Annotated in this window: 14 protein-coding genes and 1 tRNA gene; 5 read left to right on the top strand and 10 right to left on the bottom strand. The window is 71.2% G+C overall.

The window, feature by feature from the left end:
• The first annotated feature begins 32 nt into the window (after positions 1–32).
• Positions 33–323 (top strand): DUF1905 domain-containing protein, encoded by a 291-nt coding sequence (locus F6J85_RS06230; protein WP_150924272.1) that lies wholly within the window; start codon positions 33–35, stop codon positions 321–323.
• A 68-nt stretch (positions 324–391) separates the two neighbouring features.
• Here the strand turns inward: F6J85_RS06230 and F6J85_RS06225 are convergent.
• Positions 392–465: transfer RNA gene (locus F6J85_RS06225), tRNA-Pro, on the bottom strand.
• A gap of 161 nt (positions 466–626) precedes the next feature.
• On the opposite strand from F6J85_RS06225, the gene F6J85_RS06220 reads away from it, so the two are divergent.
• Together F6J85_RS06220 and F6J85_RS06215 are read left to right on the top strand one after the other, a co-directional pair.
• Positions 627–2,078, top strand: a complete 1,452-nt coding sequence (locus F6J85_RS06220) for an HNH endonuclease (protein WP_150924271.1) — start codon at positions 627–629, stop codon at positions 2,076–2,078.
• A 44-nt stretch (positions 2,079–2,122) separates the two neighbouring features.
• On the top strand, positions 2,123–2,704 hold the full coding sequence (locus F6J85_RS06215; protein WP_150924270.1) for a GNAT family N-acetyltransferase: 582 nt from the start codon (positions 2,123–2,125) through the stop codon (positions 2,702–2,704).
• Here F6J85_RS06215 and F6J85_RS06210 read toward each other — a convergent pair.
• Positions 2,688–3,863 (bottom strand): low temperature requirement protein A, encoded by a 1,176-nt coding sequence (locus tag F6J85_RS06210; protein ID WP_150924269.1) that lies wholly within the window; start codon positions 3,861–3,863, stop codon positions 2,688–2,690. The genes F6J85_RS06215 and F6J85_RS06210 overlap by 17 nt on opposite strands.
• A gap of 50 nt (positions 3,864–3,913) precedes the next feature.
• Here F6J85_RS06210 and F6J85_RS06205 point away from each other — a divergent pair, with 50 nt between their 5' ends.
• Together F6J85_RS06205 and F6J85_RS06200 are read left to right on the top strand one after the other, a co-directional pair.
• Positions 3,914–4,600, top strand: coding sequence for a lysoplasmalogenase family protein (locus F6J85_RS06205; protein ID WP_238707076.1), 687 nt, complete (start codon positions 3,914–3,916; stop codon positions 4,598–4,600).
• Positions 4,597–4,965: an RNA-binding S4 domain-containing protein gene (locus F6J85_RS06200; protein ID WP_224793663.1), complete on the top strand. Its 369-nt coding sequence runs from the start codon at positions 4,597–4,599 to the stop codon at positions 4,963–4,965. Before F6J85_RS06205 ends, F6J85_RS06200 begins: the two co-directional genes overlap by 4 nt.
• A 3-nt stretch (positions 4,966–4,968) precedes the next feature.
• Here the strand turns inward: F6J85_RS06200 and F6J85_RS06195 are convergent, their stop codons facing one another.
• The 8 genes from F6J85_RS06195 to F6J85_RS06160 are packed head-to-tail and all read right to left on the bottom strand — an operon-like array spanning position 4,969 to position 12,278.
• Positions 4,969–5,874, bottom strand: a complete 906-nt coding sequence (locus F6J85_RS06195) for an NUDIX domain-containing protein (protein ID WP_150924267.1) — start codon at positions 5,872–5,874, stop codon at positions 4,969–4,971.
• A gap of 30 nt (positions 5,875–5,904) precedes the next feature.
• Positions 5,905–7,377, bottom strand: coding sequence for a ribosome biogenesis GTPase Der (der, locus tag F6J85_RS06190; protein ID WP_420846144.1), 1,473 nt, complete (start codon positions 7,375–7,377; stop codon positions 5,905–5,907).
• Between the two features lie 43 nt (positions 7,378–7,420).
• A complete protein-coding gene (gene cmk / locus F6J85_RS06185) occupies positions 7,421–8,122 on the bottom strand; it encodes a (d)CMP kinase (protein ID WP_191906766.1) in 702 nt (233 codons plus the stop codon).
• A complete protein-coding gene (locus F6J85_RS06180; RefSeq protein WP_420846137.1) occupies positions 8,115–9,233 on the bottom strand; it encodes a prephenate dehydrogenase in 1,119 nt (372 codons plus the stop codon). The genes cmk and F6J85_RS06180 overlap by 8 nt, the downstream gene beginning before the upstream one ends.
• An 8-nt stretch (positions 9,234–9,241) precedes the next feature.
• A complete protein-coding gene (locus F6J85_RS06175; protein ID WP_150922004.1) occupies positions 9,242–10,009 on the bottom strand; it encodes a pseudouridine synthase in 768 nt (255 codons plus the stop codon).
• Positions 10,006–10,584 carry an SMC-Scp complex subunit ScpB gene (scpB, locus tag F6J85_RS06170; RefSeq protein WP_150922003.1) on the bottom strand — a complete coding sequence of 193 codons (579 nt, stop codon included), beginning with the start codon at positions 10,582–10,584 and terminating at the stop codon, positions 10,006–10,008. Before scpB ends, F6J85_RS06175 begins: the two co-directional genes overlap by 4 nt.
• Positions 10,574–11,380, bottom strand: a complete 807-nt coding sequence (locus F6J85_RS06165) for a segregation and condensation protein A (RefSeq protein WP_150924265.1) — start codon at positions 11,378–11,380, stop codon at positions 10,574–10,576. The genes scpB and F6J85_RS06165 overlap by 11 nt, the downstream gene beginning before the upstream one ends.
• The gene (locus tag F6J85_RS06160) at positions 11,364–12,278 is read right to left on the bottom strand and encodes a ParA family protein (protein ID WP_150924264.1); all 915 of its coding nucleotides are present in this window, start codon (positions 12,276–12,278) and stop codon (positions 11,364–11,366) included. Before F6J85_RS06160 ends, F6J85_RS06165 begins: the two co-directional genes overlap by 17 nt.
• Positions 12,279–12,299: the final 21 nt, after the last annotated feature.

Below are 12,299 nucleotides of genomic sequence, written 5' to 3'. Positions count from 1 at the left end.
ATCAACCCCCAAGCAAGACAGGAGGGCCACTTATGCCCAACGAATCAGCAGAGATCGATCACACGTTCAACGGAACCATCGGGGTAGACGTCAAGGGAGAGATCTGGACATGCGTCGAAATCCCCGACTCGGCCGCACTCTTCGGCTCGCTCAGGTCGATCCGCGTTGACGCCACAATCGACGGCATCCAGCTGCTCAACACGGGGCTGATGCCCACAGGTACCGGCGAACTCATGCTGTCGCTCAATGCCAAGCTCCGAAAGCAACTCAACAAGGGCATAGGGGATGTTGTGACGGTCCGCGTGCAGAGCCGTCAGATGTGAGCACACCCCACGCCCCCACCAATGGGTAAGGGCCGGAATCTCTAGAGATTCCGGCCCTTACCGGACCGTCGGGATGACAGGATTTGAACCTGCGACCCCTTGACCCCCAGTCAAGTGCGCTACCAAGCTGCGCCACATCCCGGTCCATTGCCCGCAAGCGGACAACTCCACCATCCTACCCGCTCCGCAGAGCTCCCGCGAACGCGCGCGGCCGCCTCCTCCACAGGGCGGGCGGTCCGGGAGTTCTCCACAGCCGCCCTCGACATTCGAACGAATGTCCGAGGTTCGTGGTTGCATGAAGGCATGACGAACCCGGTGGATGCCCTCCTTGACACACTGGCCGCGCTGCGGTCGGCGTGGGGTGAGGCGAGCGGCGCCGGCGGCGATGAGCGTGGGATGTCGGCGGCCGCGCTGCTCGACGTCAATCAGCGGATCGCGGAAGCGCGGCGTCTGCTCGACGGTGTGCACGCGCGTGTGGCCGCGGAGATGTCGGCGCGGTCGCGACCGGAACTGGGCTCCGCCGGCCTGGCGAGACAAGCAGGGTTCCGCTCCCCCGCCAAACTCATCGCCGCCGCCACGGGCGGCCACACCGGCGACGCCGTCCGGCTGATCCAAGTCGGCGAGGCGACCCGCGAGCGCACATCCCTCTCCGGAGAACCGGCGCCGGCACGCCACCCGCACATCGCCGACGCGCTCCGGGAGGGAACGGTCAGCGTCGCCGCCGCAGCGGCGATCAGCGCGATGCTCGACCGCGTCGCCGTTCGCGTCGAAGCCGGCACACGTGCGGATGCGGAGGCCGCACTCATCCGGCAGGCGCCGCTGCTCTCCCTCGACGAACTGCAGGCGGTCCTGCGTCGCGCAGAGGCGCACCTCGACCCCGACGGCCTCGAGCCCGTGGTCGAGGAACTGCACGGGCAGCGCTCGCTGAAGATCCAGCAGGACGCCACCGGCACGACCGTCCTCACCGCCCGCCTGGACGCCGAGACCGCCGCTCCCATCGTTGCCGCCATCGACGCGATCGTCACGGCGCAGCTACGCACCTCACGTGGTCACAACACGGAGTCGGGCCTCACCGTCGACGCCCCTGCCGGGGATGCGGTCGGATCTGGAACGGACGCGCCGCGCGGTCCGGTGGCTCCCGAGACGCGCTCGCTGCCGCAGATGCGCGCCGATGCGCTCGCGGCGATCTGCCGGCACGCCTCCGGCTGTGACGAGAACACCCTGCCGAGACCGTCCACCGCGGTCATCGTCCGCATGGACCTCGACCAGTTGCGGGAGGGGGCCGGGGTGGCGACGATCGACGGCATCGAGCAGCCCATCGACGCCGGCAGCGCCCGCAGGATGGCCGCCGCGGCAGACATCATCCCGTGCGTCCTCGGCACCGCGAGCGAGGTCCTCGACTTCGGCCGGGCCCGCCGCCACTTCAGCAGCGCGCAGCGCCTCGCACTCGTCGAACGCGACGGCGGATGCGCGTTCTGCCACCTGCCTCCCGCCTTCGCCGAAGCCCACCACATCCGGTGGTGGCAGCGCGACGGCGGGTCCACCGACCTCAGGAACGGGATCCTGCTGTGCACGGCGTGCCACCACCGGGTGCACGCGGAGAACTGGGAGATCCGCATCGACGCCCCACCGGGCGCGCCGCCCACTGCCGGCACCGTGTGGTTCATCCCGCCGCCACAGGTCGACCCGCAGCGCACACCCCGCCTCGGCGGTCGACGACGCTTCGATCCGCTCGCCTACCACCTCGTCGCATGACCCGGGATTTGGCGCGTGTCGGACCACCGGCCTATCGTTCCGGCATGAGCGTCCAAATCCTCCCCGCAACCGCCGACCGCTTCGACGATGCCGAGCACGCCCTGACCGGCGGCGGCGACGGCCCCTCCTGCCAATGCCAGTGGTGGACGCTGCGCAACGAACCGTTCCGCACGACCACGACGGAGGAGAAGACCGAGATGCTGCGCGCAGAGCTCGCCACCGAGCCCTCCCCCGCTCTCATCGCCTACGTCGACGGCACCGCCGCCGGGTGGGTCCGTGTCGGCCCGCGCGTCCGGCAGGCCCGCATCGCCGCCACGCGCATCATCACGGCGAACTCCCCCGAACCGCTCGATGATCCCTCCGTCTGGGCGGTCACGTGCTTCGTCGTACGCAAAGAGCACCGCGGCTCCGGACTCATGGCCCGGCTCCTCGATGCCGCCGTCTCGCACGCGCGCGCCGGCGGCGCCCGCACGGTGGAGGGTTACCCTTTCGACCCGACCGTGAAGAAGCGCCCTTCCAACGAGCTGTACCACGGCGTGCTCCGGGTCTTCCTCGACGCCGGCTTCGACGTCGTCGCCCAGCCGCGCCCCGACCGGGCGCTCGTATCGCTCACGCTCGACGGGTAGCGCCGCGCGCGCCATCCGCCTCCAACGCGACCACGACACCCGTCATGACCAACGCGGCCGCCACGAACTCGCCCACCGGGAGCAGCCCCGCCAGCGCCACGAGCACACTCCCCGCCACCATCACCACCGACACCCACGGCGCCACCCGGCGACGCAGCATCAGCGCCCATGCGCTCACGAGGAAGACCGCCAGAGGCGCCGTGAGAGCAAGGCCGGCCGCCGCATCCGAGATCTCCGTGTGCCCGGTGAGCTCGTCGATCTCCACCTCCACGCCCGACGACACAGCACCGACGGCCGCGAAGATCACGTAGTGCACATACCCGAACGTGAAACCGCCGCGCAGCTCCCCGAGACCGTCGTACTGCTCCCGCGCGAAATAGATCCACCAGATCGCCGCGGTGATGAACAGGCCCGACCCGGCCAGCCACAGCAGCTCGGCCACGTGCTCGCCCTCGGCGATGGCGTCGATCAGCGCGTTCGCCGAGGCCAGCAGGCTCTCGCCCAGCAGCAGCAGGGTGAACAGCCCGAACCGCTCGGCGATATGGTGCGGATGCCACTGCGTCCGCCCCCGCAGCTCCGCCCACACCGGCACGGCGAGCTCGGCGAGGACGAGCAACCCGAAGGTCCACAGCGGCGCCTCATCCCCCAGCACGGCTGCGCGGGCGACCCAGAGCACCTGCACCGCGCCGATCCCGGCTGCCATCCGCAGCGCCGTCGGACGCGACACGGAATCGGATGCGGCGACCCGCAGCCACTGCGCCACCATCGCGAGCCGCATCACGACATAGCCGGCGGTGATCACGGTGTAATCGGAGAGCAGCATGGCGTCGTGGACGCCGGCGGCCAGCACGAGCACGCCGCCCATCTGCACGATCGTCAGCACACGGTAGAGCCAATCGTCGGTGTCGAACGCCGACGCGAACCACGTGAAGTTCATCCACGCCCACCACACGGCGAAGAACACCATGAGGTACGCGAGCACCCCCGGCCCCACGCGGCCTTCGCTCACGAGGTCGTGCAGCGTGCTCGAGGCCTGCGCCACCGCCACCACGAACACGAGGTCGAACAGCAGCTCCAGCGGAGAGGCCGCGCGATGCGACTCGAACACGTCGCGCGCGGTCATCCGTCGCAGGCCGAACCGTGCCACCGCATCCGTCATGCGTCCGATTATGGGCCGCGGGGACGGATCCGCGCCCCTACGATGAGCGGATGACCAGCGCACCGATGCAGGCCCGCCCAGCGACCGTGAGGGCGATGGGCGGATTCGTCCCGTACGCCGTGATCTCCGTGGTGCACGTGGGCGCGCTCGCGATCGGCGCCCACGCGATCGCCGGGCCCACCAAGCTCCTGCTGATGCCGGCCCTCGCCCTCGCTGTGCTGTGGACGGCGCGCCCTCTCGCCGCCGGACGGACGCTCGTCCTCCTGCTCGCGGCCATCGGCCTGTCATGGCTGGGCGATGGCGCGGCGACCTTCTTCCCGTTCCTGCCCGAACTCCCCGTCATGCTCGCGTGCTTCGGGCTGGCGCACCTGGCCTACATCTGGCTGTTCGCGCGCGAGCTCCCCACCCGGTCCCTGCCCCGGTGGACGGCGGTCTACCTCGTGTGGTGGGTCGTGCTGCTGGCGGTGCTGTGGCCCCACCTCGGCGCCCTCACGGTCGCCGTCGCCCTGTACGGCATCGTGCTGGCGGGCACCGCGGCCACGGCCGCCCGAACCGACGCCGTCATCACGTGGGGCGCGGTGTTCTTCCTCACCTCCGACACGCTGCTGGCCTTCCGCATCTTCACCCCCGACGCCCTGCCGGAATGGGCGGGCGCCCCGGTCATGCTCACCTACACCCTGGGTCAGGGCCTCATCGCCGCCGGGGTCGTCCGCGCCCGACGCCGGAGGGTCTCGTGACGGCAGGCTCGGTCCGCGTGGACTCGTGGCTGTGGGCGATACGGGTGTACAAGACCCGGTCGGCGGCGACCACCGCCTGCCGCGCCGGTCACGTCCGCGTCAACGGGGAACGCGCGAAAGCCGCCCAGCAGGTCAAGCCCGGTGACGAGCTGCGCGTGCGCATCGCGGGGTTCGACCGCATCCTCGTCGTGCGCGAACCGATCGCCAAGCGAGTCGGAGCTCCGCAGGCCGCGCTGGCCGTGGACGACCGCACGCCTCCCGCGCCACCGCGCGAGAGCATCCCCGCGTTCGCCCAGCGCGACCGTGGCGCCGGACGCCCCACCAAGCGGGAGCGCCGCGAGATCGACCGCCTCCGCGGTCAGTGACCCTCAGGGCAGCCGGTCGAGCAGCCAGCCCGCACCGTGCACGACGCCGCCGGCGGCCACGACGCGTTCGGCGAGTCCCCGGTCGCTCGTGACGACCGTCACCTGCTCCCCCGCAGCGACTGCACCCGCGGCCTGCGCGGCGATCTCGTCGTCACCGGAGGCGGGAGCCGCCACCACCTCGACGGCGCCGGATGCCGCGGCCGCCGCATCCCGAGCCCGCCCCTCCAGCACGACCACGACGCGCGGGAACCAGGTGTGCGCGTCGAGGGACAGCTGGTCGCCGGCAACTCCCGGTGCCACCCAGCGGTCGATGCGCTCCAGCAGACGGCCCGCGGCGCCCGCCCGATCACGCCACCACCCGTCGGGGACGGCGCCCACGACGTTCGCCGCGTCCACGACGATCGTGGGGCGCACCGGCAGGAGCGTCCGCAGCTGCCCCCACGCCTCGGCGAAACCGGGATGCAGCGGATAGTCGTCGACGGCGTCCACCGGCACCCACGACAGCTCCACGCTCTCGGGGTCGCTGATGACCGGCTCGAACGGCTGCACGACGTCGGCGACCACGGTGGTGTAGGACCAGAACCCCAGGTCCAGAAGGCTGACCAGCCGGGCGCGCACCGCACCCTCGGGCACGCCGGCTTCCTCCGTCGCTTCGCGCATCGCGCCGGCCACGGCCGACTCGTCCTCGTGGCGGGCACCGCCGGGCAGGCCCCACGTGCCGCCGAAGTGACTCCACGACACCCGGTGCTGCAGCAGCACCCCACGGCGCGCGTCCAACGCGAGCAGTCCCGCGGCGCCGAACCTGCCCCAGTACCGCTCGCCCGTGGGAGCGACCACCCACGCGTCGCCCGGATCGCGCGGCCCCGACGGGCGGCGCGGCCCGCTGTCTCGGGGCGGCTCGATGGTCACCTCTTCAGCCTGTCACACGCCCCGGTGCGCTCAGCGCTGGCGGCGCTCCCGGATACGCATGTTCAGCACGATCGGGGTGCCCTCGAAGCCGTAGATCTCGCGCAGGCGGCGCTGGATGAAGCGGCGGTAGCCGGGGTCGAGGAATCCGGTCGTGAACAGGACGAAGGTCGGCGGGCGCGTGGACGCCTGCGTGCCGAACAGGATGCGCGGCTGCTTGCCTCCGCGCAGCGGATGCGGGTGCTCGGCGACGAGTTCGGAGAGGAAGGCGTTGAACTTGCCCGTCGGGATGCGCTGGTCCCACGAGGCCAGCGCGGTCTCCAGCGCGGGCACGAGCTTGTCGAGGTGGCGACCGGTGCGCGCGGAAATGTTCACGCGCGGCGCCCATGCGACGTGGGCGAGATCCTGCTCGATCTCCCGTTCGAGATAACGCCGGCGATCCTGGTTCTCCAGCTCCGGGGTGGTGAGCAGATCCCACTTGTTGAACGCCAGCACGAGCGCGCGGCCGGACTCGAGCACGAGGTCGATGATCCGCACGTCCTGTTCGCTGAGCGGCTGCGACACGTCCAGCACGACGACGGCGACCTCGGCCTTCTCCAACGCGGTGGAGGTGCGCAGCGACGCGTAGAAGTCCGCGCCCTGCTGCAGGTGCACGCGGCGGCGGATTCCCGCGGTGTCGACGAGACGCCACAGGCGTCCGCCGAGCTCGACGACCTCGTCCACCGGGTCGCGGGTGGTTCCCGCCAGCTCGTTGACGACAACGCGCTCCTCGCCGGCCGCCTTGTTCAGCAGGGAGGACTTCCCCACGTTGGGGCGACCGAGGATCGCCACGCGTCGCGGACCGCCGATCTCGAACTTCGCCACCGCCGAGACTTCGGGGAGCACCTTCATGACCGCGTCCAGCAGGTCGGCCACACCGCGCCCGTGAATGGCCGACACGGGGTACGGCTCGCCCAGGCCCAGGCTCCACAGCGCGGCGGCCTCGGGTTCCTGCCGCGCGTCGTCGATCTTGTTGGCCACGAGGAAGACCGGCTTGCCGCTGCGGCGCAGCAGCTTCACGACGTGCTCGTCGGTGGAGGTGGCCCCCACGCGCGCGTCGACGACGAACAGCACGACGTCGGCGAGGTCGATCGCGACCTCCGCCTGCGCGGCCACCGAACGGTCGATGCCGCGGGCGTCCGGTTCCCATCCGCCGGTGTCGACGAGCGAGAAGCGGCGGTCCATCCACTCGGCCTTGTACGTCACGCGGTCGCGCGTGACACCGGGGGTGTCTTCCACGACGGCCTCGCGACGACCCAGGATGCGGTTGACCAGGGCCGACTTGCCGACGTTCGGGCGCCCCACGATCGCGACGACGGGGAGGGCGGGGAGATACTCGATCCCGTCGCCGTCCTCGGCGAGGCCGGCGAGGAGCTCGGCGTCCTCCTCATCCAGGTCGAAGTCCTCCAGGCTCGCCCGGAGGGCCGCGGCGCGCTGGTCGGCGAGGGCGTCGTCCAGCTCGCCCATCTTCTCGGCGAGCTGGTCGGGCCCGCCTTCGTATTCGTCTTCGTCAACGCCCATCGCGGGCTCCAATCGTGCGTTCGACGACCGCGAGAACGGCGTCGACGGTGTGCGGGAAATCAAGGTCGGTCGAATCGACCACCTGCACGCCGGGGGCGGCAGTGAGGAAGTCGACGACGGTGGAGTCGGATGCGTCGCGGCGGTGCAGCGCGGCAGCGACGGCGGCGGCATCCTGCGTGGTGACCTCGGCGCTGCGTCGCGCGGCACGCACCTCGGGAGCGGCGGTCAGCAGGATGCGCACGGGCGCTTCGGGTGCCACGACGGTCGTGATGTCGCGCCCTTCCACGATGACGCCCGGGAGTGCCGACTCGGCCACGAGCCGGCGGAACAGCGCGTTCACGCCGTGGCGCACCGCCGGGATGCGTGCGACACCGCTGACGGCGTCGGTCACACGCGGCTCGCGGATCGCGGCCGTCACATCGTGGCCGCCCACACCCACCCAGTAGGCGTCGGGGTCGAGGGAGATGGCGAAGTCGAAGTCGCCGAACACGTCCAGCACGGCCGACGCGTCGGAGGTGTCGGCGCCGTGCTCGAGGGCGTGCCAGGCCAGCGCCCGGTAGGCCGCGCCGGTGTCGAGGTAGCCGAAGCCCAGTCGGCGGGCGGCCTCCTTCGACACGCTGGACTTGCCGCTGCCGGCCGGGCCGTCCACGGCGATGATCGTCGGGCCGGTCGTCATGGTGGAGTCAGTCATTGGTGCTCGCAATCCGCCAGCCGCGCGCGGTCAGGCCTTCGGTGGCGGGGCGGACGGCATCGGGGACGACGCTGATCTCGGCGAGACCGAACTGCGCGCCGGGCGAGTGCTCCAGGCGCAGGTCTTCGACGTTGACGCCCAGCTCCCCCAGCTCGCCGAACAGTCGCCCGAGCTGGCCGGGGGTGTCATCGACCATCACCACGAACGAGTCGAAGCGGCGGTTCTGCCCGTGCTTGCCGGGCAGGCGCTCGACGCCGTCGTTGCCACGGCGGATGGTGTCGGCCACCGCGCGGCGTGCGCCCGGGGCATCCGGAGCGCGCAGCGCCGTCGCCACCGCCGACAGATCGGCCGCGAGCGCATCGAGCACGTCGACGACCGGCTCGGCGTTGGCGCCGAGGATCTGCACCCACAGTTCGGGGGCGGATGCGGCGATGCGCGTCGTGTCGCGCACGCCCTGTCCGGCCAGGCCCAGCGCACCGTCGGGGGCGTCGACGAACCGCCCGGCGAGCAGGCTCGCGACCAGTTGCGGCACGTGCGAGACCAGCGCGACGGAGCGGTCGTGCTCCTCCGGCGACATCTCCAGCGGGACGGCGCCCAGATCCAGTGCGAGGCCCTCCACGAGCGCGAGGTCGTCCGCGGGCGTCTCGCCGTCGCGGCAGACGACCCACGGGCGCCCGATGAACAGGTCGGCACGCGCGGAGATGGCGCCGCCGCGTTCGCGGCCGGCCAGCGGGTGCGACCCGATGTAGTGCGTCAGGTCGATTCCGCGCGCGCGCAATTCGTGCAGCGGCTGGAGCTTGACGCTCGCGACGTCGGTGACGACGACTCCGGGATGGGCGGAGAGCTCGCGCGCGATGACGTCGGCGGTGACGTCGGGGGGCACGGCCACGACGATGAGCGAGGGGGCGTCGTCCGGCTGCGCGAAGCGCCCGGCGCCGTAGTCCACGGCGAGCCGCAGCTGGGCGGGCGAGGCGTCGTCCAGCGCCACGTCGATGCCGCGGGCGGTGAGGGCGTGCCCGATGCTGGAGCCCAGGAGCCCCGCGCCGACGATGCGCACCGTCCCCCGAACACGCGGGGCCAGCGGTGCGGCCGCGCGCGCGGAAGAGTTCATCGAATCGCTCACGGGGTGTCGTCCGGTGCGCCCTCGCCACGGGAGAGGGTCAACAGCGCACCGCGTTCCAGCTTAGTCAACTCGCGTGCCCGCCCAACCGGGAGGGTTCCCAGGTGCAGCGGTCCGAACTGGCGGCGCACGAGCTCGACGACCGGATGCCCCACCTCGGCCATCATGCGGCGCACGATGCGATTGCGGCCGGAGTGCAGCGTCAGTTCCACGAGGCTCGAGTCGCCCGACGCATCCAGCAGGCGCGCCTTGTCGGCGGCGATGGGTCCGTCCTCGAGCTCGATCCCGCGCGTCAGGCGCGCGATCGTCTGGGCCGTGACGCGCCCCTCGACCTGGGCGATGTACACCTTGGTGACCCCGAACGACGGATGCGCCAGGACGTGGGCGAGGTCGCCGTCGTTGGTGAGCACGAGCAGTCCGCTGGTGTCGGCATCCAGGCGGCCGACGTTGTAGAGGCGCTCGTCCCACTCAGCGGTGAAGCGGCGCAGGTCGGGGCGGCCGCGTTCGTCCTTCATGGTGCTCACGACGCCGGTGGGCTTGTTGAGCATGACGTAGCGCTTGCCGGTGTCCAGCTGCACGGCCACGCCGTCGACGTCGATGAGGTCGGCATCCGGATCCACGCGGCTGCCCAGCTCGGTGACGACGACGCCGTTCACGCGCACGCGCCCCTCGACGATCAGCTGCTCGGACACGCGGCGCGAGGCCACGCCGGCGTTGGCGAGAGCCTTCTGCAGCCGGACGCCCTCTGTGCTGCGCGGCTCGCTCATCGCACGCCCTCCAGGTCGAAGCCTTCGGAGCCGTCGTCCAGCAGCGGCGAGATGTGGGGAAGCTCGTCGAGGGAGTTGATACCGAGGTTCACCAGCAGCGCGTCGGTCGTGCCGTAGTTGATCGCGCCGGTCTCGGGGTCGGTGGACACCTCGGTGATGAGCCCCCGCGAGAGCAGGGTGCGCACGACCGAGTCGACGTTGACGGCGCGGATGGAGGCCACCTGCCCGCGTGTGACCGGCTGCTTGTACGCGATCACGGCGAGGGTCTCCAGGGCTGCCTGCGACAGGCGCGAGGGCGCCTGCGTGTTCACGAACTCCGACACGAGGTCGTCGTGCTCGGGCCGCACGTACACGCGCCATCCGCCGCCGACTTCGCGCAGCTCGAAGCCTCGCCGCGGTCCCCCGGCGCGACCGTCGTAGTCGTCCACGAGCGTGTCGATCGCCTGGCGCACCGCGGCGACGGGGGCCCCCACGGCTGCGGCGAGGCTCACGAGGCTCTGCGGCTCGTCGACGACCATGAGGATCGCCTCCAGGCGCCGGGCGACGTCCGTTCCGGTCGAAGGCTCATCGGTCATAATCGGCTCCCAAAGTTGCGAGATTCTCCTCCGACCACCGTTCGGCGGTCCAGCGGAGCGTGAGTTCGCCGAGCGGCTCCACCTGCTCGAACGACAGTGCGGCGAGGCGGTACAGCTCGAGCACCGAGAGGAAGCGCGCCACGACGACCCCGGTCTGGGTGACACCGGCGACGAGGTCGCGGAAGGTCAGCGCACCGGAGTCGCGCAGCAGCGTGACCACGACGGCGGCCTGCTCGCGGATGCTGACCAGCGGCGCGTGCAGATGGTCCAGGCCCACGCGCGGGATCTCCTTCGGCGCGAAGGCCAGCAGCGCCAGCGCCGCGAAGTCGTCGGGGCTGAGGCTCCACACCAACTCGGGGGCGGCGTTGCGGTACTTCTCGTCCAGGCGCACGGCGCGCACGTGCCGGCGGTCTTCGGACTGCAGCCGTTCGGAGAACCAGCCGGCCACCTCTTTGAACGCGCGGTACTGCAGAAGCCGCGCGAACAGCAGGTCGCGGGCTTCCAGGAGCGCGACCGATTCGGCGTCGACCAGTTCCCCCTGCGGCAGGAGCCCGGCGACCTTCATGTCCAGCAGCGTCGCTGCCACGACGAGGAACTCGGATGCCTCGTCCATCTGCGCGTCCGGGCCCATCGCCCGGAGGTACGCGATGAACTCGTCGGTGACGGCGCTGAGGGCCACCTCGGTGATGTCGAGTTCCCGCTGGGAGATGAGGGTCAGGAGAAGGTCGAAGGGGCCGTCGAAGACCGGCAGCGAGACGCGGAACCGACCGTGCGCCTCGTCAGGCGACGGCGCCACGGGCGACCAGTTCCCGCGCCAGGCGCAGGTACGCCTGAGCGGCCGCGTGCTCGGGGGCGAACTCGGTGATCGGCACGCCGGAGACCGACGCGTCCGGGAACTTCACGGTACGTCCGATGACGGTCTCCAGCACGTCGTCGCCGAAGGCTTCGACCACCCGCTCGAGCACTTCGCGCGAGTGGAGCGTGCGCGGGTCGTACATCGTGGCGAGCACGCCGTCGAGGGTGATGGCGGGGTTCAGGCGGTCACGCACCTTGTCGATCGTCTCGACGAGGAGGGCCACGCCGCGCAGCGCGAAGAACTCGCACTCGAGCGGGATGACGACGCCGTGGCTCGCGGTGAGGGCGTTGACGGTGAGGAGGCCGAGCGACGGCTGGCAGTCGATGAGGATGACGTCGTACTCGGGAGTGACGTGGCGCAGCACGCGCGCGAGGATCGTCTCGCGGGCCACCTCGTTGACGAGATGCACTTCGGCGGCGGACAGGTCGATGTTCGCGGGGATGACGTCCAGGCCCTCGACGGAGGTGTGCACGATCGTCTCGTGCGGGTCGCGCTTGGTGTCCAGGAGCAGATCGTAGATCGTCGGTAGGTCGTGGGTCTGGATGCCCAGGCCCGCCGACAGCGCGCCCTGCGGATCGAAGTCGATCGCGAGCACCTTGCGGCCGTAACCGGCGAGGGCTGCGGCGAGGTTGATGGTCGTCGTGGTCTTGCCCACGCCGCCCTTCTGGTTGCACAGCGCGATGATGCGCGCCGGACCGTGGCCGTTGAGCTTCGGCGGGGTCGGGAATCCGTGGTAGGGACGACCGGTCGGGCCGAGGGTGACCTCGTCTCCCCCTGCCGCGGCTTTCGCCTTGCCCTTCGTCGTGCTGCCCGCCACCGACTCTCCTGCCCTTGCCATAACGTGCACCGATTCTAGCCG

Origin of the sequence: Microbacterium lushaniae, assembly GCF_008727775.1 — a bacterium.
Taxonomy (GTDB): Bacteria; Actinomycetota; Actinomycetes; order Actinomycetales; family Microbacteriaceae; genus Microbacterium; species Microbacterium lushaniae.
This window is presented reverse-complemented; position numbering and strand designations above follow the sequence as displayed.

Bases quoted from the DNA above. Each gene is read 5' to 3' on its own strand.
- cmk (WP_191906766.1), bottom strand. From the start codon at position 8,122: ATGACTGACTCCACCATGACGACCGGCCCGACGATCATCGCCGTGGAC.
- der (WP_420846144.1), bottom strand. From the start codon at position 7,377: ATGGGCGAGCTGGACGACGCCCTCGCCGACCAGCGCGCCGCGGCCCTC.
- scpB (WP_150922003.1), bottom strand. From the start codon at position 10,584: ATGACCGATGAGCCTTCGACCGGAACGGACGTCGCCCGGCGCCTGGAG.
- F6J85_RS06230 (WP_150924272.1), top strand. From the start codon at position 33: ATGCCCAACGAATCAGCAGAGATCGATCACACGTTCAACGGAACCATC.
- F6J85_RS06160 (WP_150924264.1), bottom strand. From the start codon at position 12,278: ATGGCAAGGGCAGGAGAGTCGGTGGCGGGCAGCACGACGAAGGGCAAG.
- F6J85_RS06205 (WP_238707076.1), top strand. From the start codon at position 3,914: ATGACCAGCGCACCGATGCAGGCCCGCCCAGCGACCGTGAGGGCGATG.
- F6J85_RS06180 (WP_420846137.1), bottom strand. From the start codon at position 9,233: ATGAACTCTTCCGCGCGCGCGGCCGCACCGCTGGCCCCGCGTGTTCGG.
- F6J85_RS06175 (WP_150922004.1), bottom strand. From the start codon at position 10,009: ATGAGCGAGCCGCGCAGCACAGAGGGCGTCCGGCTGCAGAAGGCTCTC.
- F6J85_RS06210 (WP_150924269.1), bottom strand. From the start codon at position 3,863: ATGACGGATGCGGTGGCACGGTTCGGCCTGCGACGGATGACCGCGCGC.
- F6J85_RS06220 (WP_150924271.1), top strand. From the start codon at position 627: ATGACGAACCCGGTGGATGCCCTCCTTGACACACTGGCCGCGCTGCGG.
- F6J85_RS06215 (WP_150924270.1), top strand. From the start codon at position 2,123: ATGAGCGTCCAAATCCTCCCCGCAACCGCCGACCGCTTCGACGATGCC.